General features: G+C 39.6%; 21 protein-coding genes. 4 read left to right on the top strand and 17 right to left on the bottom strand.

Annotated elements, in window-relative coordinates; genetic code table 11:
• Positions 1-15 precede the first annotated feature (15 nt).
• The 7 genes from AACZ88_RS02110 to nhaC form a co-directional block, all read right to left on the bottom strand.
• Positions 16-381: a diacylglycerol kinase family protein gene (locus AACZ88_RS02110; RefSeq protein WP_339705483.1), complete on the bottom strand. Its 366-nt coding sequence runs from the start codon at positions 379-381 to the stop codon at positions 16-18.
• Positions 374-880: a thiol peroxidase gene (tpx, locus tag AACZ88_RS02105; protein WP_339705481.1), complete on the bottom strand. Its 507-nt coding sequence runs from the start codon at positions 878-880 to the stop codon at positions 374-376. The genes AACZ88_RS02110 and tpx overlap by 8 nt, the downstream gene beginning before the upstream one ends.
• Before the next feature lie 262 nt (positions 881-1142).
• Positions 1143-1400 (bottom strand): hypothetical protein, encoded by a 258-nt coding sequence (locus AACZ88_RS02100; RefSeq protein ID WP_339705480.1) that lies wholly within the window; start codon positions 1398-1400, stop codon positions 1143-1145.
• Positions 1381-1695 (bottom strand): thioredoxin family protein, encoded by a 315-nt coding sequence (locus tag AACZ88_RS02095; protein WP_339705479.1) that lies wholly within the window; start codon positions 1693-1695, stop codon positions 1381-1383. The genes AACZ88_RS02100 and AACZ88_RS02095 overlap by 20 nt, the downstream gene beginning before the upstream one ends.
• A gap of 110 nt (positions 1696-1805) precedes the next feature.
• Entirely contained in the window at positions 1806-2450 is a 645-nt protein-coding gene (locus tag AACZ88_RS02090) for a peroxiredoxin (RefSeq protein WP_339705477.1), read from the bottom strand.
• Positions 2451-2659: 209 nt separating this feature from the next.
• On the bottom strand, positions 2660-3202 hold the full coding sequence (locus AACZ88_RS02085; protein WP_339705474.1) for a hypothetical protein: 543 nt from the start codon (positions 3200-3202) through the stop codon (positions 2660-2662).
• 151 nt (positions 3203-3353) lie between these two features.
• On the bottom strand, positions 3354-4844 hold the full coding sequence (gene nhaC, locus AACZ88_RS02080; RefSeq protein WP_339705471.1) for a Na+/H+ antiporter NhaC: 1491 nt from the start codon (positions 4842-4844) through the stop codon (positions 3354-3356).
• A gap of 166 nt (positions 4845-5010) precedes the next feature.
• Here nhaC and lpdA point away from each other — a divergent pair, with 166 nt between their 5' ends.
• On the top strand, positions 5011-6417 hold the full coding sequence (gene lpdA / locus AACZ88_RS02075; protein ID WP_339705468.1) for a dihydrolipoyl dehydrogenase: 1407 nt from the start codon (positions 5011-5013) through the stop codon (positions 6415-6417).
• Between the two features lie 95 nt (positions 6418-6512).
• Here the strand turns inward: lpdA and AACZ88_RS02070 are convergent, their stop codons facing one another.
• Together AACZ88_RS02070 and AACZ88_RS02065 are read right to left on the bottom strand one after the other, a co-directional pair.
• The gene (locus AACZ88_RS02070) at positions 6513-7160 is read right to left on the bottom strand and encodes a class I SAM-dependent methyltransferase (RefSeq protein ID WP_339705465.1); all 648 of its coding nucleotides are present in this window, start codon (positions 7158-7160) and stop codon (positions 6513-6515) included.
• Positions 7147-8055 carry an NAD(P)/FAD-dependent oxidoreductase gene (locus AACZ88_RS02065; RefSeq protein ID WP_339705462.1) on the bottom strand — a complete coding sequence of 303 codons (909 nt, stop codon included), beginning with the start codon at positions 8053-8055 and terminating at the stop codon, positions 7147-7149. Before AACZ88_RS02065 ends, AACZ88_RS02070 begins: the two co-directional genes overlap by 14 nt.
• Positions 8056-8174: 119 nt before the next feature.
• Between AACZ88_RS02065 and AACZ88_RS02060 the strand changes: the two genes are divergently transcribed.
• Positions 8175-8558: a transcriptional repressor gene (locus AACZ88_RS02060; protein WP_339705459.1), complete on the top strand. Its 384-nt coding sequence runs from the start codon at positions 8175-8177 to the stop codon at positions 8556-8558.
• A 54-nt stretch (positions 8559-8612) separates the two neighbouring features.
• Here the strand turns inward: AACZ88_RS02060 and AACZ88_RS02055 are convergent, their stop codons facing one another.
• From AACZ88_RS02055 to AACZ88_RS02045, 3 genes are all read right to left on the bottom strand, one after another.
• Entirely contained in the window at positions 8613-9032 is a 420-nt protein-coding gene (locus AACZ88_RS02055; protein ID WP_339705456.1) for a DUF1801 domain-containing protein, read from the bottom strand.
• Between the two features lie 105 nt (positions 9033-9137).
• Positions 9138-9521 carry an acyl-CoA thioesterase gene (locus AACZ88_RS02050; protein WP_339705453.1) on the bottom strand — a complete coding sequence of 128 codons (384 nt, stop codon included), beginning with the start codon at positions 9519-9521 and terminating at the stop codon, positions 9138-9140.
• Positions 9518-10084, bottom strand: a complete 567-nt coding sequence (locus AACZ88_RS02045) for a PAS domain-containing protein (RefSeq protein WP_339705450.1) — start codon at positions 10082-10084, stop codon at positions 9518-9520. Before AACZ88_RS02045 ends, AACZ88_RS02050 begins: the two co-directional genes overlap by 4 nt.
• Positions 10085-10441: 357 nt before the next feature.
• On the opposite strand from AACZ88_RS02045, the gene AACZ88_RS02040 reads away from it, so the two are divergent.
• Complete coding sequence (locus AACZ88_RS02040; protein ID WP_339705447.1) at positions 10442-11011, top strand: Crp/Fnr family transcriptional regulator; 570 nt, start codon at positions 10442-10444, stop codon at positions 11009-11011.
• A 381-nt stretch (positions 11012-11392) separates the two neighbouring features.
• On the top strand, positions 11393-11965 hold the full coding sequence (locus AACZ88_RS02035; protein ID WP_339705444.1) for a sugar O-acetyltransferase: 573 nt from the start codon (positions 11393-11395) through the stop codon (positions 11963-11965).
• 111 nt (positions 11966-12076) lie between these two features.
• Here the strand turns inward: AACZ88_RS02035 and AACZ88_RS02030 are convergent, their stop codons facing one another.
• The 5 genes from AACZ88_RS02030 to AACZ88_RS02010 all read right to left on the bottom strand — a co-directional run bounded on the left by AACZ88_RS02030 (position 12077) and on the right by AACZ88_RS02010 (position 17846).
• Entirely contained in the window at positions 12077-12556 is a 480-nt protein-coding gene (locus AACZ88_RS02030; protein WP_339705441.1) for a GNAT family N-acetyltransferase, read from the bottom strand.
• An 8-nt stretch (positions 12557-12564) separates the two neighbouring features.
• Positions 12565-13326, bottom strand: coding sequence for an SDR family oxidoreductase (locus tag AACZ88_RS02025; protein ID WP_339705439.1), 762 nt, complete (start codon positions 13324-13326; stop codon positions 12565-12567).
• Between the two features lie 162 nt (positions 13327-13488).
• Positions 13489-14961: a mannitol dehydrogenase family protein gene (locus AACZ88_RS02020; protein WP_339705436.1), complete on the bottom strand. Its 1473-nt coding sequence runs from the start codon at positions 14959-14961 to the stop codon at positions 13489-13491.
• Between the two features lie 17 nt (positions 14962-14978).
• Positions 14979-16685, bottom strand: coding sequence for a hypothetical protein (locus AACZ88_RS02015; RefSeq protein ID WP_339705433.1), 1707 nt, complete (start codon positions 16683-16685; stop codon positions 14979-14981).
• A 147-nt stretch (positions 16686-16832) separates the two neighbouring features.
• A complete protein-coding gene (locus AACZ88_RS02010; protein ID WP_339705431.1) occupies positions 16833-17846 on the bottom strand; it encodes a hypothetical protein in 1014 nt (337 codons plus the stop codon).
• Positions 17847-18169 lie beyond the last annotated feature (323 nt).

Genomic DNA, 18169 nt, shown 5'->3' with positions numbered 1-18169 from the left:
AGTGGGATTTATACTTCAAAAAATCTTTGGTAAGTAAATGATAACTCCAATAATACTTGCTGCAATGGAGACCAACATTACGGCACCGGCAGAAATATCTTTGATGAAACCTATTTTTTTATCGAATTCAGGTTGAATATAATCCGCTATTTTTTCAACAGCGGTATTCATACCCTCAATTCCCATAACCAAACCAATTGCAAAAATCTGAAGTATCCATTCAGTGGCGGAAAGGCTATAGTAGAACCCTGCTATGGTGACCAGAACAGTGATACCCACTTGTACTTTTATACTCGCCTCGGTGCGAATCAAAAGTAGGGCTCCGCGCAAAGCGAAACCCACACTCTTTATTCTATTTTTCGCAAAAGATTCCTTAGGCATCCATCAATGCTTCTAAGGCAGCCTTGTAGTTGGGCTCGTCCACAGTTTCGGGAACTTGTTCGCTGTAAACTACGTTGCCCGATTCATTCAGAACAACTACGGAACGCGACAACAACGATTGCAACGGTCCATCTGAAAACTCAACTTGGTAAGACTTTCCAAAAGAACCATCTCTAAAATCAGATAGCATTTCGACATTGGATATGCCTTCGGCACCACAAAAACGGGCTTGGGCGAAAGGAAGATCTTTAGAGATGCACAAGACTACAGTGTTGTCCAATTCGGCCGCTTCTTCATTAAATTGTCTTACCGATTGGGCACAAGTACCCGTATCAACACTTGGGAATATATTCAACACTACCTTTTTACCTTGATAATCAGATAGTGAAGCGGTGGAGAGGTCTGGTTTTGTTAAATTGAAATTGGGTGCCTTACTATCGTTGGCGGGCAAGTTTCCCAATGTATGAATTGTATTTCCTTTAAGCGTTACTGTTGCCATGATGTTCATTTTTAAGTTGATGGTGAAATTAAAAAATATTAAGATGATATGTAAGTGGCCACCATCATTTTTTATCCGCTTTTTTCATATAAGGTTTCCGGGTGCCCTTACGAACTTCTTTTTAAGAAAGGGGTGAACCCATCAAAACCGAATTATAAACATCAAATAAATAAAAAAAGAAGAACATCTTGTTTTGAGATTTTAGTAGAGGACCCAAATGTTTAATGTACAGCTTTTTTCGGGCCTTCTCTAGAGCAAATCACTAGGTATCTATAGAACCTGTCACGCGTTTCATGAATTCATTCAAGGCTTCTTTTTTTGGTTGTCCGCCTTTGATGGCTTTATGTACTTCTATGGCCCCGTACATATTTGAAATGAGTTCGCCGATTACATTAAGTTCCTCGTCTTTTAAAGAAGAAACCTCGGTAAGGTCTTCAAGCGTCTCAATAGTTTCTACAATGAAATCTTCGTCATTGTTTTCTATAAAATTGGTCAAATGTTTAATTACTGGCAACTTCATTGATCAACTCTTTTAAAACATCATACTTATTCGTCTGCACCTGATTTTTAAATGCCCCATTGGAGAAAGTGGCAAAGGTAGGGAGGTTATCAACTTTGGCCATCTTTCGCGATTCGGGAAATTTCTCCGCATCAGCTATGATAAAAGTAATATCTTCATGCGTCGTAGCCTCTTTTTTGAATTTTGGCTTCATTATACGACAGTTGCCGCACCAACCTGCGGAATATTGTACAACGACATTTTTATTCGCAGCAACTATTTCCTGTAAATTATCTTGTTCCAATTCTAATACCATGGATATATTTTTTTTTATGATTTCTATGTGGTGCAACAAAGCAATTGTGAGGTTGATACAATTACTTTGTTGACTCACATTTTTTTATAACTAACTTTTTAAATCACTGTTTAGTTCGCATGTGCTGAAAGGTAATTGGCAACACCCGACCTGTCGGCAGTCATGGCATCTTTACCTTCTTCCCAATTGGCAGGACATACTTCACCTTTCTCTTGTACATGGGTGTACGCATCGATCAAACGTAGAAATTCGTTGACATTTCTACCTAAAGGCATGTGATTAACGCCTTCGTGAAAGACAGTTCCTTCCTCATCGATAAGATAAGTGGCTCTATAGGTCACATTATCGCCTTCAACAGTGACGACGCCTGTTTCTTCGTTGTATGCTTCATCGGTAATGTCTAAAATACCTAAGGTAGATGCCAAGTTTCTATTGCTATCGGCTAATATTGGATATGTAACACCTTCTATACCACCATTATCTTTGGCAGTACTCAGCCAGGCAAAGTGAACTTCGGCAGTATCACAAGAGGCTCCGATTACCATGGTATTTCTTTTTTCAAACTCTCCCAAGGCAGCTTGAAAGGCATGAAGTTCAGTTGGACAAACAAATGTAAAATCTTTTGGATACCAGAACAATAGAACTTTTTTGTTGCTCTTTTGGGCTTCTTCCAAAATATTAATTTTAAAAGTATCGCCCAAATCGTTCATGGCGTTTACACTCAAATTGGGGAATTTTTTTCCTACAAATGACATATATAAGCTGTTTTTTAAGGTTTATTCTAAGCACAAAATTAAGACTTCAGATCGGTGAAGAAAGCATTCGACATTTAAAAAAACGATAGTAGCATAACTATTATAAATAGCATAATACTAAGGATCTGTTTCTTGTTTTATTATCAGAAAAGAGACCTTAATTTTACAGATTTAAAAGTTTTGCACCCTGAAAATTATGAGGTATTCGATTAAACTTTTTTAGTAGCCGTTGGAGGTGATATTTTCTTTTTGTTATCCTCCTCATTTTTTAGGGGAAGTTGTTGAAAATTGTATTTTTCCAAGAATTCCCTTTGAAGCGAGTCCATATGTTTTAGCAGCTTTTTCCTATCGGAAAACTGGTTGTAAAAACGGTCTCGAAAAAACTCTTCATCAAAAAAGTTATCATGAAAAAGGTCTTTGCCGAAAAGCGAATCGGAATTAAAAAAATCGGGAAATGTTGCGTTTCCGTTGATTGTTCCGAATCTTCTAAAAGCCTTGCTGACCATTTGATTCAGGCTATCAAGGGTATGCGCGCCAATGTTTTTAGATTTTTCCGAAGATGACCAAGAGTAGATGGAGTCGTAACGTATAAGGTTGCCTTTTTCATCAAGTTCTTTAGTGACCCTCCATGTACCTTTTGGTTCTTTTTGAACCAATTCGTTTTCATGATTGGACTCGATACTGTTTTTTTCCTGGGCGTTACATGCGGCAGCCAAAATTGCCACAAACGAAAGTAAGATATACTTTTTCATTTTTGAACAATTTTAAAAATTCAATATTTTGGCCGCAAATAAGATGCCAATCAAATTTATAACAGGCTGTCTGTCAGGTTAAAAATGTGTTAAAACATCATTCTTCCCTATGATTTTCGGGTAGGGTAATATTATACTTCTGATTGTGCAACTATTCACTAGCGGCGGAGGAAGTCAATTGCCTTATTTTAATTCCTAAAGCAGCAAATAGTAATGTCATTATGGGGCTCAACCAGTTGAAAATGGCATACATAAAATAATCTGACACACTGACTCCCAGAACCCCGCTGTGATATGCACCGCATGTATTCCAAGGAATTAAAACAGAGGTGACCGTACCCGAATCTTCCAACGTTCGACTCAAATTTTCAGGGGCCAATCCACGGTCTTTATAAGCTTTGGCAAACATTTTCCCGGGTACGACAATAGCCAAATATTGATCTGAGGCTGTTATGTTCAAAGCCAAACAACTCCCCACGGTACTGGCGAATAAACCAAATGTGGACTTGGCCATGGCCAAAAGGCTTTTTGTTATGCGTGATAAGGCGCCTATGCCATCCATAACACCTCCGAAAACCATAGCACAGAGAATCAGCCAAATAGTACCCAACATGCCATTCATGCCTTTGGCGGAAAATAGTTTTGTAAGCGTCGGATTGTCGGTGGGTATGTTGGTTTCAAGTGTAATGGCGTTCAATATTCCTTTGTAACCAGATGCCAGGTCAAGTCTTTTGGCACCAGTTAATCCGGCTACTATTTCAGGTTGGAAAATTAATGCGAAAAGTGCTCCCAAAAGCGTTCCAATTAAAAGAGCGGCTAAGGGAGGGGTTTTTTTTACGATTAAAATGATGACAATGACCGGAACCAGAAATAACCATGCGCTGATATTAAAAGTAGTACCTATACTCTTTAGAATTGCGTCTGTATCAGCTGTGCCAGTGGTATCCAACGACAAACCGATGAGAATAAAGACTATTAATGTTATCAAGATAGTAGGTACCGTGGTAATTGTCATGTATTTAATATGATCGAAAAGGTCTCCGCCTGACATTGCCGGTGCCAGATTGGTCGTATCGCTAAGTGGAGACATTTTATCTCCGAAATAAGCGCCCGAAAGTACGGCGCCAGCTGTCATTCCCAATGAAATATTGAGAGCTTCCCCAATACCTATTAGGGCTATACCTACGGTTGCCGAGGTGGTCCAGCTACTACCTGTGGCGACCGAAATGATGGCGCAAATAATAACACAGGCAGCTAGAAAAATAGTAGGGTTTAAAATCTGTAGGCCATAATAAATCATCGCAGGAATGATACCGCTAATCAACCAAGTACCTGCCAAGGCACCAACCATCAAAAGAATAAGTAAGGCTCCCGTGGTTGATTTTACATTTTCGGCAACTTCGGCAATCATTTGTTTGTAGGAAACTTTGTTGGCAAAGCCTACAATGGCGGCCACGGCCCCGCCCAAGAGTAAGATAAACTGATTCGAACCGCTGATTGCATCATCACCAAAAATATATACATTATAGGCCAACATGGCCACTAGGGCAACAACGGGAATGAGCGCCTCCCAAATTTTTAACTCCCTATTTTCAACAATATGCTCGGTTTGACGGTATTTGGGTCCCTTTTTGCCTTTCATGCACTTCGGTTTAACGTTGTGGTAATATTACGATTTTGCCATCTGTTCTGCAAACGCCCTCTTATGTGGGTCAATTCACGGCGAAAGCCCGTATCTTTATCTTTTCGGTCTATTGTTAACCGAAAAATAGTGTTAATTTTGTTACTTTAAATTAAACAAAAGTTTTATGAGTTCATACGATGTGGCCATTATTGGCTCAGGACCTGGAGGATATGTTGCTGCAATACGATGTGCGCAATTGGGAATGAAGACGGCGATTATTGAAAAGTATAGTACCTTGGGAGGCACATGCCTAAATGTGGGCTGTATTCCCTCGAAGGCACTGCTAGACTCAAGTCATCATTACGAGGATGCAATTAAGCACTTTGAAGAGCACGGAATCGACATACCGGGAGAAATAAAGGTTAATCTTGAGCAAATGATTTCCCGGAAGCAATCAGTAGTAGATCAAACGACAAAAGGTATCCAGTTTTTGATGGATAAGAATAAAATTGACGTTTTTGAAGGATTGGGCAGTTTTAAGGATGCCAATCATATCGATATTAAAAAGAATGATGGCAACGTCGAAACCATTGAGGCTAAAAACATAATTATAGCGACAGGCTCTAAACCGTCAACTTTGCCTTTTATAACATTGGACAAAGAAAGGATTATTACTTCAACCGAGGCCTTGAAACTGAAAGAAATTCCGAAACACCTTATTGTAATTGGTGGAGGGGTTATTGGTTTGGAATTGGGACAAGTGTATAAACGTTTGGGAGCCGATGTCACCGTTGTTGAGTTTATGGACCGCATTATTCCTGGAATGGATGGGGCACTTTCTAAAGAATTGATGAAGGTGATGAAAAAGCAGAAGGTGAAATTCAGCCTATCGCATAAAGTAAAGTCTGTCGAGCGCAACGGTGATGAAGTCATTGTCAAGGCCGATGATAAAAAAGGTCAAGAGGTGGAATTCAAAGGTGATTATTGTTTGGTGGCCGTAGGACGTCACGCATATACAGAAAGCCTGAACCTTGAGGCAGCAGGTGTGCAAACGGAAGAGCGCGGCAGAATTGCCGTCAACGAGCATTTACAGACCAACGTTTCGAACATCTATGCTATCGGCGATGTTATAAAAGGTGCTATGTTGGCCCACAAAGCTGAAGAGGAAGGTGCTTTGGTAGCCGAGCAATTGGCAGGACAAAAACCGCATATCGATTATAATTTGATACCCGGGGTGGTATACACTTGGCCAGAAGTTGCTGCGGTTGGTAAAACCGAAGAAGAATTGAAGGAAGCCGGGGTAGCTTATAAGGTAGGCCAATTTCCTATGCGTGCTTTGGGCCGGGCCCGTGCTAGCATGGATACTGATGGCTTTGTGAAAATAATAGCCGATACAAAAACTGATGAAGTTTTAGGAGTACACATGATTGGGGCGCGAGTTGCAGATTTAATCGCTGAAGGCGTAACAGCTATGGAATTCCGAGCTTCTGCAGAAGATATTTCGCGTATGAGCCATGCGCATCCGACCTATGCTGAGGCAGTGAAGGAAGCGGCCCTGGCGGCTACCGATGACCGGGCGTTGCACATTTAAACTAGAGAAAGTAGATTTATTTTAAATAGAACCAATGGGCGGACATGGTTTCACTATATCCGCCCATTAGTTTTGCTATTCTTCGACCCCCCCCCTTAGGAATGTATGGGCTTTCTTCCAATAAAACGGATTACCGAACCTGTACCTATATGGTATTTACCCTCGTTCAGTTGTATTTCTTTTTCTTCCAAGTGAAGAAATTTATAATTTTTGAAATCGGCCATAACCTCTTCTTTGGAATATAGCATATCGATATTTTTAGGGCCTCCAATTTTTGGGTCACGTTGATTGAAATGAATATGATTTTTGCTAAAGGCCTCCAAAATGATTATCCCCCCAGGTTTTAGAAGCGTATCCAATTTTTTGTGAAGTTGAGACTTTTTTTCTGCTGAAAAGTGTGCGTAGATCAATCCGATGGTATCGAAAATTTCCTTTTCAAAATGTAGCGCTTCCAAATCTCCAACAATGTATTCCAAAGCAACACCGTTCGCTTCGGCTAATTTTGTGGCTTTTAATTTCCCTTCCACACTCAAATCACACGATGTCACTTGCCAACCTTTGCAGGCAGCAAATACTCCGTTTCGTCCTTCACCATCGGCAGGCATCAATAACGACCCCGCTTTAAGTTTTAGCAGCTGCTCTTTGAAAAATTGATTGGGTTCTGTGCCATAGGCAAATGCTTCTTCTTGGTAGCGTTCGTTCCATTTTTTCTCCATTTGTGCTCCGCTTTTAAAATTCTTCATCGATTATCTCTTTATTCACGGCAGCACCGGCTAACGTTCCCATGGCCACAGCGTTTGATACAGAGCGCATCATGGTGGTGTTATCGCCACAAGCATATATTCCTGGTTGACTTGTTCGTTGAAAGCCATCTACGGAAATATGTCCGGTGTCGGTAAACTCACAGCCTAAAGTCGAAGGAATGTCACAATGGTGTACAAAAGGTGTTTTGGCATAAATAGCCTGAAGCTGAACCTTGGAGCCGTTTTTAAAAACTACATTTTTCAAATATCCTTCTTGGTGGTCGAATCGATCGATTTCGGCTTCGTTGATTTCTATACCATGCCTTTTAAGTTTTAGGGTTTGCTCATCGGATAGTGTTGATTTACCATTGGTAAACAGAGTGAGATCTTTGGTCAAATTGCTTATTAGTTTTGAAAATTCAAAACCGTAATCAGAGTTTCCTAATACTCCCGTTTTTTTATTTCGTACTTCATAACCGTGACAGTAGGGGCAATGAATTACCGAAATGCCCCAGCATTCACGAAAACCTGATATATTGGGCATCAGGTCTTTGACCCCAGTAGCAAATATTAGTTTATTTGTGAAAAAAGTAGCTCCTTTTAACGTGTTTATCTGATAACCGGTCTTCGTCTTGAAACCTTCACTTGCAAAATCTTTGACAAATTTCACGGTTGCATATTTTTCCACATTTTCTTTTGCTTTTATAAATATAGCTTGTGGTGTTTGTCCATCTTCGGTTAGAAAGTTATGGGAATGCGGCGTTTGCTCGTTGCAAGGTTTTTCATCGTCGATAATTAGAACGTCTTGTAAAGATCGACCTAGGGCCATGGCTGCTGAAAGCCCGGAAAAACTTCCACCTATGATGATTACATCTTTTTTTTTGTTGTCTTTCATTGGTATTATGACATAAAATGTTCTTAAATCAGTAAAAGGAGAACTTGAAGGTGTTTTCCTGTACAAGCTTTTGGCAAAGTTATGAATTATTTTTATTATTGCAACAAAGTCGCAATAGTATGCAAAGAAGAAGGAAAACAGAAGCACAGACCGAAATTTTAAACGTTCTAAAAAGTTCAAATACAGCGGTAAGCCATGAAATGCTGCAACGAGAGTTAAGTTCGAATATCGATAGGGCAACTATTTACCGTATTTTGAATAGGTTTTGTGAAGATGGTAAAGTGCATAAAATCGTGGGTGATGATGGTAAACAGTATTTTGCACGTTGTATAAACTGCCATGGGCGAAAGCATGAGCATACGCACCATCATTTTCATTTTCGCTGTACCGTATGCGGAAGCGTAGAGTGTCTTAAAAATGAAGTAGACGTCATGTTACCAGAGGGGTATGTCTCCGAAACTTTCCATGGGGTGATAGCCGGTCGCTGCAGTAACTGCGATTGAGGTAACCGTTTTCGACAATGAAAAGCCAATTACTATTTCAAGCCGACTTATGCTTTAAGCACCCAACAAGGGTAAGTGCTTTATTTTGTGGTAATTCAGGGCCAATGAAATACAATGCTTTATTTCTGCTACTGGTATTGGGTCATCAAGTTTAAAAATTAGGGCTCTGTTACCTTCAAATTCAAATTGATTTTTATAAAGCACCTTAAAGGTGGGAACCAATTTAGAAGTACATTTAAAATAGATGGCGTACTGGTCGGGCTTTTTTGCTTTCCAATCTATGCGTACAGTACTCCCATATTTGGTTAGGTAACTGGGTTCTCCCCATTTCAAGGTTTCTTCGAGTTTTTCAAGTCCTGCAAGGTCTTCGGCAGCTTGTAATACCAATGTTCTTAAGTGAAGCATCTGTTGCTGAACGGTCGAAGGGTAGTTATTGAAAACGGTCGTGGCCCTAGGGTCGGTAGTTAGTGTCATATGCTGAATTCTATTAGGTATTGGGAAAGCTCAAAAGTTGCTTTTGCTGTAATGAAAATAGGTATAAATGATAAAATGGTTTTTATTGCCCCATTGAGTCCTTTTTTAAAGTATTTTGGTAGGTTGCTTATTTTCATCAATGGCGACAAAAGTAAATTCACCCGACACGGCTTTTTCCCTGGATAACGTATACATCTCCTCCACAAAAATATCGACCCGTACTTTTAAGCTTGTATTGCCAATATGACTTATTTTTCCCGAAAGTTCAATAATGGTACCAGCGGGGATTGCTTTCTTAAAATCAATTTTATCACTACTTACCGTAACCATTTGTTGTCTGCCGAACCGTGTAGCGGTTATAAATGCTGTTTCGTCCATAAGTTGCATGGCTGTTCCCCCAAAAAGTGTATCATAGTGGTTTGTGGTATTGGGAAATACTGCTTTGAATATGGTTGTTTTCGAGTTTTCAATGCGTTCTTCAATCGTCATATGGCTACTTTTTCTAAGGCTAAAAAATGCGTTATGGCATGGTCGAATAAGGGAAATATTTTTACCTCACAGGTGTAGGGCGTATTGTCTTTTTTATAATTCACCAATACCTCGGTAAAGGGTACTTTATGCTTTAATTTTGTTTTGATTCTTTTTTTAGAACTTGAACTGGTGTCCGCACCTTGTAAAAAAGTAGGGGTCTTGTTCAGTGCTTCGTTTTTGGAATATCCGGTCATTTCGGAAAAGCCATCATTGACCCACATTATTTTTTGTTCGAAATCGGTAAGTACAAGTGCTTCGAAATGTTGTTTTCCAAAAATTGCGTCAATGTCATTTTTCCAATGTAATTTTTTGGCCATCTCTTTAATCTTTAGAATGTCTTGTTTCCTTTTTAGGGCTTTCATTTCATTAAAGTAATGTACACTTTGAATATCCCAATTCAAGAGGGGGGCAGATTTGAAAGTATTACGCTTTATTTGGGGGGTAACCTCTGTGTACTGGGTTTTGTTTAAAGAGGATAGATAAATGTCTAAAGACATCATTTGTGATAAATCGTACTTCATAGTTTTTGATTTCCTGTTTTGCTAGTGTTTTTGTTGGATGAAATCTTGTTTCTGATACGTAAATATAGTTAAATTGGTCATAGACCTTTGGAGTATTGAATCGGTTATGTCTTTTTACTTTAGGTCATTGATAAGTTGCATTCTAACCCCTTCTCTTTTAACCAGCTGACTTTTTCCCTGCGATTGCGATAAGCTCCTTTTGTGGGTATTGAAAGTGTACAGTATGGTTTAAGAGGCTATAAGCTGTATGTTAGGTCATTTTTGTCGAATATTGTAAAACGCTTCGAAAGCGTATTAAATTTAAGTTTTTTTATGTAGCGTGATTGAAATTGATAACCGGTAAAGCGTAATGTTTCCATGAACCAAATAGTTTCTTCCATCAGAAAATTATACCCTGTGAGTGATGCGTCGATTGATGAACTAACCGATAAAATGACCCGATTGGAGTTGCCAAAAAAACATACCTTGATCAGGAGCGGTGTAGTCGAAAGAAATTATTTTTTTATTGAGAAAGGTTTGACCCGTTCGTACTGCCTGTTCGATGGAAATGAGGTAACCTCTTGGTTCAGTCAAGAAGGGGAGATCACTTTCTCAATGCTGGGTAGTTATCATAAGAAACCAGGGTTTGAGAATGTTGATTTACTGGAAGATTCAATAATATATGCCCTACCCGTGGATGTGCTGAATTTATTGTATGAGACCAACCTTGAAATTGCCAATTGGTCTCGTTTGGTGCACCAAAATGCATTTTTAGAGTTGGAGATCAGACATATAGCCATGGTTTCTCAATCGGCAAAAGAACGATATGAAAATTTCATAAAAGAAAAACCAGCTATAATGCGCCGCGTGAATCTTGGGTATATCGCTTCATTTCTCGGTATGTCACAAGTGTCCCTGAGTAGGCTGCGGGCCAAGCATATTTTTTAACATAGGTAAAAAAGTGCCTTCATTTATTTGACGTACTTGGCAAAGTAAATTTTGTTTTGATATGGCAGACTTCCTGAGGTCAATTCCCGCTTCCTTATTTGAGTTAATAGGCATAATCGCTGGTTTAACAGGATGTTTGATACTATTAATTCAACTTATTAAGGAATCCAAATCAAATAATCCTAGTAGTTTGACGACAGCTTTTCTAATGGGGTGGTTATTTATTTATGCATTTTGGGGATTGTACGGGATGCGGTTTGAAACAATTGCCCTATGGTTTACCATCGCGATTGCCTTTGTTTTGCAATTAATACTTTGCACGGTAGTCTTTAAAAAGAAAATCCGACAACTTAATCAATGATCAAACTATAATTTTAAAAAATGAGTGAAAAAGAGAAAATGCTACGGGGTGAATTTTATGATTCAAGAGATTCAGAGCTGATAGACATCTACCACAAAGCCCGAAAATTACTAAAAATTTACAACAATCTTGATTCGGAATTAACTCAAGAGCGTGAACGTATTTTAACTGAATTGTTGGAGTTTAAAGCCAAAGGTGTTTGGATTGAAGCCCCATTTTATTGCGATTATGGTGAAAATATCTCAATTGGAGAAAATACCTTTATCAATACTAATTGTATGTTCTTGGATAACAATAAGATAACCATAGGGAAAAATGGATTGATTGCACCTTATGTACAGATATATACCGCAAGTCACCCTTTATCGGCATCGGAAAGAATTGTTCGTATCAAAAAGGAGTCTCGTTACCTAACATCAACAAAACCTGTTAGTATAGGCGATAATGTTTGGGTCGGAGGCAATTCGGTGATTTTTCCGGGCGTGAAAATTGGAAATAATGTGACTATTGGAGCAGGGAGCGTTGTGACAAAAGATGTACCTGATAATGTTTTAGCATTCGGGAACCCATGCGTGATACAACGGAAACTCTGAATTGCATCTTTTCAAAGGATTTGAATGCTAAAAACACTAAGGAATGAATTTTCGTCAAACGGCTAGAATATGGATGATTGTATGACAAACCCCATGAAATGACTGCTGGTTTTATAGATTTTTTGCCGGGGGAATTGATGAAATCGGTTTATGGAACCTTACCTTTCTAATGCCATGGTCCGTTTTCCACTTTTTGACTTCTTTGAAATCAAACTTGAGGTATAAGGCTATAGCTGGCTTATTGGCAGCGCCAGTTTCGACTGTAAATAGTTTGGACTCAAAAAAAGTGTGTAAAACAAATTCCATTAATTGAGCTGCTATTCCCTGCCTGAAGAAATTTGGGGAAACAACCAAGCTGTGAATATGTGTAAAATCGTCTTCATGACTAATTTCTATGACCCCAGCTAGCTCTTTGTTTTTTAGAAACCCGTAGAAATCATTTTCACTATTGACATAACTCTCAAGGTTTCTTTTTAAGGGAGGAAAATCTTTAACGTTTAATAACTCTGCTTCGACCTTATAAGATTCTTGAAAAACAGAACGTATATTTCGAGCTAGTGTTAAATCGTTGTTTTGAAGTTTTTTAATCATTGATGGTTTTATAATAGAATTCCACCAGAAGCCTCTATACGTTGTCCGTTGATCCATCGGGCATCATCGGTACATAAAAATGCAACGACCCCTCCAATATCTTCCGGCTCGCCTACACGGCCCAACGCCGTGACATTGGTTACCACCTTTCTTTTCTGCTCATTTGTTTTGTTTTCACCACCCCCAAAATCGGTTGCAACTGCTCCTGGGGCGACTACATTGGCGGTAATTTTTCGATATGCCAGTTCTTTGGCCAAATATTTTGTAAAAACCTCTACGGCCCCTTTAATTGGGGCATAGGCAGATGAGTTTGGAAAAGTAAACCTGGTCAAACCGGAAGAGATGTTAATTATTCTGCTTCCATCGTTTAAATAATTTAATGCTTTTTGCGTCAAGAAATAAACGCCTTTAAAGTGAACATTGACCATTTCATCAAATTGTGTTTCTGTAGTTTCTTCAAAGGGTTGGTAGATTCCCGTTCCTGCATTATTTATTAAAAAATCAAGCTTTTCATGTTTTGTTTTCGATTTTAAATAGGAGGAGAGTTGCTTGAAAAATTGATCGAAAGAACTAATCTTTTGGGTGTCAAGTTGTAGGGCATGAGCAGCTCCGCCTATTTTTTTTATCTCGGCAATTACATCATTTGCCGCCGATGTATTTGAATGATAGGTGATGATGGTATCGATATTCTTTTTAGCAAGACTTATCGCTATATTTCGACCTAGGCCCCGACTTCCTCCTGTTACCAAGGCAATTTTATTTTTCGACATTTACGGAATTTTTATTGATGTAAAATAATAAAAAGTGTTCTGAATACCCCGTCCTCAAATAGACTTACTAGGTTTATACACACGTTCGAGCCGCTATATTTTAGGTGGTTTGTCAAAAATATAAGTTTCATCAAGTTTTTGTCAAATCCTACAGTGGTTATGCTATAACATTGATTGCATTTGTTTTCTACTATCCCTGTCTTTATAAATTTGCTGAACAGTAGCTACATATAATTGTGCAAAGCGCTCATTTTTGGCAAGGTCTCCAAAAAGCGATTCTTGTTTTATAAAGGCCAAGGGCTCCGTTTTGGTTCGTTTGGCGGCTTGTTGAAGTTCGGCATGCATAACATCGATAATTTCGATAGGCTCTCCCTGGTGATTTATGCCTTTGTCGCTATAGTAGCACCAAGCCGCAATTACCAAGGTTGCAAATTGAATACTACCTCCTTCGATTAAGTTTTCTTGAAGGGTGGCAATTAGAAATTTCGGTAATTTGGCCGAACTTTCTGAACAAATTCGGCTTACACTGTCTTTTATATTCGGATTGGCAAAACGTGTTTCTAAACTGTCTTTGTAGCTTTCTAAATCAATTCCTTTGACTTCGTCCAATATTGGGCTCGCTTCTTTATCCATAAAGGCTCTTAAATAGGCGACGAATATTTTATCTTCCATACAGGCATTGATGGTTTTATGTCCATGAATGGCACCTAAGATGCCCAATACCGAATGCCCGGCATTTAGGAGGCGAAGTTTCATTTTTTCATAAGGCTTCACGTCGGTTACGAACTGAACGCCCACTTTTTCGAATTCAGGACGACCATTGGAAAATCTGTCTTCTACCACCCATTGTATAAAGGGTTCGCAAGTTACGGGCCATGCGTCTTCAATTCCGTAAGTATCTTGGAGGTATGTTATATCAGCCTGTGTGGTAACGGGAGTTATACGGTCTACCATGGTATTCGGGAATTGTACTTCGTTTTCGATCCATTTAGCCAGTTCTGGATCTAGCTTTCTGGTAAAAGACAACAACATTTCTCGTGTCATATCACCATTATGTTGAATGTTGTCGCAAGACATAACCGTGAATGCGGGAAGTCCCTCGTCTCGACGTTTTTTTAATGCCGCCGTCAGAAATCCATACACGGTTTTTGGACTATTGGGGTTACTTAGTTCATGGCGTATATCTGGGTTTTCAAAATCGAATTCCCCTGTTGAGGGGTTGAAATTATAACCGCCCTCGGTAATCGTGAGGGAAACAATTTTAGTAGCGGGGTCTGCCATACGTTCTATAACAGGTCCCGGGGTGTCATGCCCAAGCAAGAAATCAAGAATAGAACCGATTATTTGGCTTTCTATCGTTCCATCGGGATGCTTGATTATGAGTGTATAAAGACCATCTTGGTTTTTTAGTACATCGTGTATTTTTTGATCGCCCGAACGCAAACCAATACCACAGATTCCCCATTCCGATGCATCCATTTTATCTTGAAGCTGGTGTGTATATAAAGCCTGGTGCGCGCGATGGAAACCACCGACACCAATATGCACCATTCCTATTTTTAATCTTTTTCGGTCATATTTAGGGCCTGATAGTACGTTTGTGATTAGACCTAAATTCTTTTGATTGAGCTGCATAATTATTTCTTTTGCAATTATAATTTTTTACGTTTCGATGCCAGATAGGCCGATATAAAATAAATCAGGGTACATATGAAAGCGTATTTGTAAAATACTTCCCGATTCTCAATGTATAATGCCTCAGTTGAACTACCGAACAGTACTATGCATGCGAGTACCAAAGTAATAATAAGAACAATAATCGCTATGCTTTTTAGTATTTTGGCAAATATGGAGTTGTTGGCCATAGTTTTAGACTCCATCTGAGCCTTTTGTTCTTGAAACCTGGCCAGGTTTTCATGGCGTATTTTTTCTTGTTTTTCAGCTTCTGGGTATGCTTTTTTCGCCCCGTAACGGGCTGCTAAAAAGGTATAGACAAGTATGGTGAATATCCATGTGGGAATAAATAGGTAAAAGAAAGACATCACATTAAGAGCGTTCAGTCCAAAACCGAATAACAACCCTAGTGCCCATGAGGCTATTGCGGGAGTGCTGAAGGTCAATTTACGGTACGACGACCAGTAACGGGTATATCCTATCCGGGGAAATATTTGATGTTCAGAGAACACGATTGCACCCACGGGCACCACCAATAGACCGGCATAGGTAAGTAAAGGCAGCATTTGCGTAAAAACAAATGGAAAACAGGCTACCACTATGGTTATAAGTCCCACCGTTAAGGTGGTTTTCTTGCGGGAGTGGTTAAAAAAGATGGCCTGTGCTGCTAAGCCCGCACGGTAAAGGTTGGCAACAGCAGTAGTCCAGCCGGCGACGATTACGATTACGAAGCCCGACCAGCCCAAGGCATAGTAGGCCACATCACCAGGGTCTAGCTCAATGATAGATTTTCCTAATATCACGGCTGCACCAGCTCCCATAATACCGGCCGCGATCCATGCGACATAATGACCGAACATCATTCCAGTACTGGTAGCCAGCCCGTACGATTTCTTTTTTGCAAATCGTAATAGCGCCATATCGATTAATCCGAAATGGGTAATGGTATTGGCGGCCCAAGCAAAACCGATTACTTCGATCAATCCTATCCCTGGTTCGCCGTTGCTGTCTACGCCCGTCCATATCGACTGATTGCCCAGGGCTATAAAATCGTCCCATCCTGCAGGCAGGGTTTTGCCTAGAACATCTAATGACAGTGCGGGTAAAAGAACGAGGGCGCCACTAGTAAACATAACAAACAACCAAGGAGCACAAATACCGGAAAATTCAGAAACCGCATTAAAACCATATATAGCAATGGAAACGACAACAATACCAACAGCGAAAACAATAAGAACAAACCATAAGTTGGTAGGGTACCAGTTCAGTTGGGCTGGGATGTCAAAGGCAAATCGTACGGCAGTGGCCGATACCGTAACCATGGCTGCCGATATCACCGTGAAGATGATGACATTCGCCCAATTGTAAAGCTTGGTCATTGAATCGCCCGCTATTTTGTTGAGATAGGTGTATAAACTCAATCGTGTATCGACCGCTATGGGTGAGGTAATGAACGTCCAACTAAGAACCGCCAAAATATTACCGATCAATAGTCCCACTAGAATATCCATTGTTTTTGCTCCCAATGCGACAAAGGTGGCACCGATAACAAACTCGGTCGCAGCTACATGTTCTGCGGCATATAGTCCGGCAAAATGGGTCCAATCATGTAATTTATGCTTTGCAACTGGCAGTTGCTCTTCATCGAGGCTCTCAAATTGTTTAAAATCTTTGGCGGTGTTCATAAGTTGCTCATATGTTGAAAATAGGTTTTTGTCACTTTTTGTTGATTGCCGTTCCTTAACTACTCTTAGTTGTTAAGTTACATAGTTTATAACATACTACCATGTTTTGTTGTAAATTGATTGTCAAATGGGTGCTTTTAATCAGAATTATTTTCCATAGTTACCTTGTGCATATGCAGCCACAATACTACTGTTCGGAGTTTTGCAATTATTGGGGAAATCAAAGAAATAAATGCAATTGGGCAGACCATTGGTGAAATCTATTTTTACCCACCCGTTAGCGCTACTTCCAAATCCTTTATAGCTATAGTTTGCTTTTAACGACATAGGTCTTCCTTCGGGGTCTTTAGATACTATGGTGACGCCAGAAATGCTACCCGGGGTATAGCGATTGAACGACCAAGTCTTTGATTGGTTGGCGACCAAATCATCGATCAATGCATTAAAATCTTGTGACCCTGAAGGCCCTCCGGATTTTTTCATACTAGCATATTTACTGGTTCCTTGCATACGAAGTGAAGGTTTGTTAAGGGCAAATAGCTTAAGGTTTTCCTCAAAACGCCGAATGCCGGGGCTATTACAGGAATTTATCTTAAAAATTTGAATCATATCATTTTGCAGTCCCTTGGCTTTGTGCATCAAATCTACCGAATTACCCATGGAATTAGGGTCGGTTACCATTTCCATCATGGTGCGAAGTGCATCGGAGCGTTGCATACCCTCGACTTCCATTTTAGCGTCGTATAGGTCTGGGCGCGCATACAACCCCGTTCCTACCCACTTCCATCTAACGCATACTCTACTTAGAACATCACCATACCCGTTGCGCGTTACTTCTTCCGTTGCACAGACCTCTTCCATTATTTCTACTTTATCCGCAGGTAAGGCAGCAGGACACTGTTTGCCAAAAGCTCTGAGGTACTGTCCGAAAATCATAAGAAATTGCATGTCTTCTCGTTTGAGCTCAATATTTTCAAAATGACCTCGGTAGATGTAGTCGTACAATTCAGCATAGTAGAGACCGTCTGTATTGAATTCCATTGCTTGTGGATGGTCATCCCGGTTTTTAGAAATGTCAAAAGGGCTGCTGATAAAAGAAGATGAAATTGCAAATACAACACATACGCCCAAAAATTTTATTAAAGAAAGTCTTATCCGCATTTGAAGGTTGGTTTTTAGATTGTTATAATTATTTATAATGGTCGACACTGGGCTAAACATACAAATAAATATAAAAAATTGGACACCATCGTGTCCAATTTACAGGGTTTTTCCAACCAGTGGATAAGTTGTAGGGTACAGTTCTTAAATGCTATTTAAGCATCAAAAATGCCATGTTGGGAAAACGTTCTAAAGATTCTGGCTGGGGCCGATAGAGTTAATTAATAATGGTGAATCAGACTATTTTTCTATAAAACAGTTAAAAAGGGGGCAAAGATCATTAATCTGGCAAAAAGAAATGACTATTAATTTTTAATGGATAA

The sequence above is a fragment of the uncultured Kriegella sp. genome, assembly GCF_963975415.1.
Taxonomy (GTDB): Bacteria; Bacteroidota; Bacteroidia; order Flavobacteriales; family Flavobacteriaceae; genus Kriegella.
The sequence above is the reverse complement of the archived record's forward strand: the minus strand, read 5'-3'. Positions and strand labels throughout refer to the sequence as shown.

What these genes read in the sequence shown, in the direction of transcription:
- AACZ88_RS02110 (WP_339705483.1), bottom strand. Translation starts at nt 381, where the DNA reads ATGCCTAAGGAATCTTTTGCGAAAAATAGAATAAAGAGTGTGGGTTTC.
- tpx (WP_339705481.1), bottom strand. Translation starts at nt 880, where the DNA reads ATGGCAACAGTAACGCTTAAAGGAAATACAATTCATACATTGGGAAAC.
- AACZ88_RS02100 (WP_339705480.1), bottom strand. Translation starts at nt 1,400, where the DNA reads ATGAAGTTGCCAGTAATTAAACATTTGACCAATTTTATAGAAAACAAT.
- AACZ88_RS02095 (WP_339705479.1), bottom strand. Translation starts at nt 1,695, where the DNA reads ATGGTATTAGAATTGGAACAAGATAATTTACAGGAAATAGTTGCTGCG.
- AACZ88_RS02090 (WP_339705477.1), bottom strand. Translation starts at nt 2,450, where the DNA reads ATGTCATTTGTAGGAAAAAAATTCCCCAATTTGAGTGTAAACGCCATG.
- AACZ88_RS02085 (WP_339705474.1), bottom strand. Translation starts at nt 3,202, where the DNA reads ATGAAAAAGTATATCTTACTTTCGTTTGTGGCAATTTTGGCTGCCGCA.
- nhaC (WP_339705471.1), bottom strand. Translation starts at nt 4,844, where the DNA reads ATGAAAGGCAAAAAGGGACCCAAATACCGTCAAACCGAGCATATTGTT.
- lpdA (WP_339705468.1), top strand. Translation starts at nt 5,011, where the DNA reads ATGAGTTCATACGATGTGGCCATTATTGGCTCAGGACCTGGAGGATAT.
- AACZ88_RS02070 (WP_339705465.1), bottom strand. Translation starts at nt 7,160, where the DNA reads ATGAAGAATTTTAAAAGCGGAGCACAAATGGAGAAAAAATGGAACGAA.
- AACZ88_RS02065 (WP_339705462.1), bottom strand. Translation starts at nt 8,055, where the DNA reads ATGAAAGACAACAAAAAAAAAGATGTAATCATCATAGGTGGAAGTTTT.
- AACZ88_RS02060 (WP_339705459.1), top strand. Translation starts at nt 8,175, where the DNA reads ATGCAAAGAAGAAGGAAAACAGAAGCACAGACCGAAATTTTAAACGTT.
- AACZ88_RS02055 (WP_339705456.1), bottom strand. Translation starts at nt 9,032, where the DNA reads ATGACACTAACTACCGACCCTAGGGCCACGACCGTTTTCAATAACTAC.
- AACZ88_RS02050 (WP_339705453.1), bottom strand. Translation starts at nt 9,521, where the DNA reads ATGACGATTGAAGAACGCATTGAAAACTCGAAAACAACCATATTCAAA.
- AACZ88_RS02045 (WP_339705450.1), bottom strand. Translation starts at nt 10,084, where the DNA reads ATGAAGTACGATTTATCACAAATGATGTCTTTAGACATTTATCTATCC.
- AACZ88_RS02040 (WP_339705447.1), top strand. Translation starts at nt 10,442, where the DNA reads ATGAACCAAATAGTTTCTTCCATCAGAAAATTATACCCTGTGAGTGAT.
- AACZ88_RS02035 (WP_339705444.1), top strand. Translation starts at nt 11,393, where the DNA reads ATGAGTGAAAAAGAGAAAATGCTACGGGGTGAATTTTATGATTCAAGA.
- AACZ88_RS02030 (WP_339705441.1), bottom strand. Translation starts at nt 12,556, where the DNA reads ATGATTAAAAAACTTCAAAACAACGATTTAACACTAGCTCGAAATATA.
- AACZ88_RS02025 (WP_339705439.1), bottom strand. Translation starts at nt 13,326, where the DNA reads ATGTCGAAAAATAAAATTGCCTTGGTAACAGGAGGAAGTCGGGGCCTA.
- AACZ88_RS02020 (WP_339705436.1), bottom strand. Translation starts at nt 14,961, where the DNA reads ATGCAGCTCAATCAAAAGAATTTAGGTCTAATCACAAACGTACTATCA.
- AACZ88_RS02015 (WP_339705433.1), bottom strand. Translation starts at nt 16,685, where the DNA reads ATGAACACCGCCAAAGATTTTAAACAATTTGAGAGCCTCGATGAAGAG.
- AACZ88_RS02010 (WP_339705431.1), bottom strand. Translation starts at nt 17,846, where the DNA reads ATGCGGATAAGACTTTCTTTAATAAAATTTTTGGGCGTATGTGTTGTA.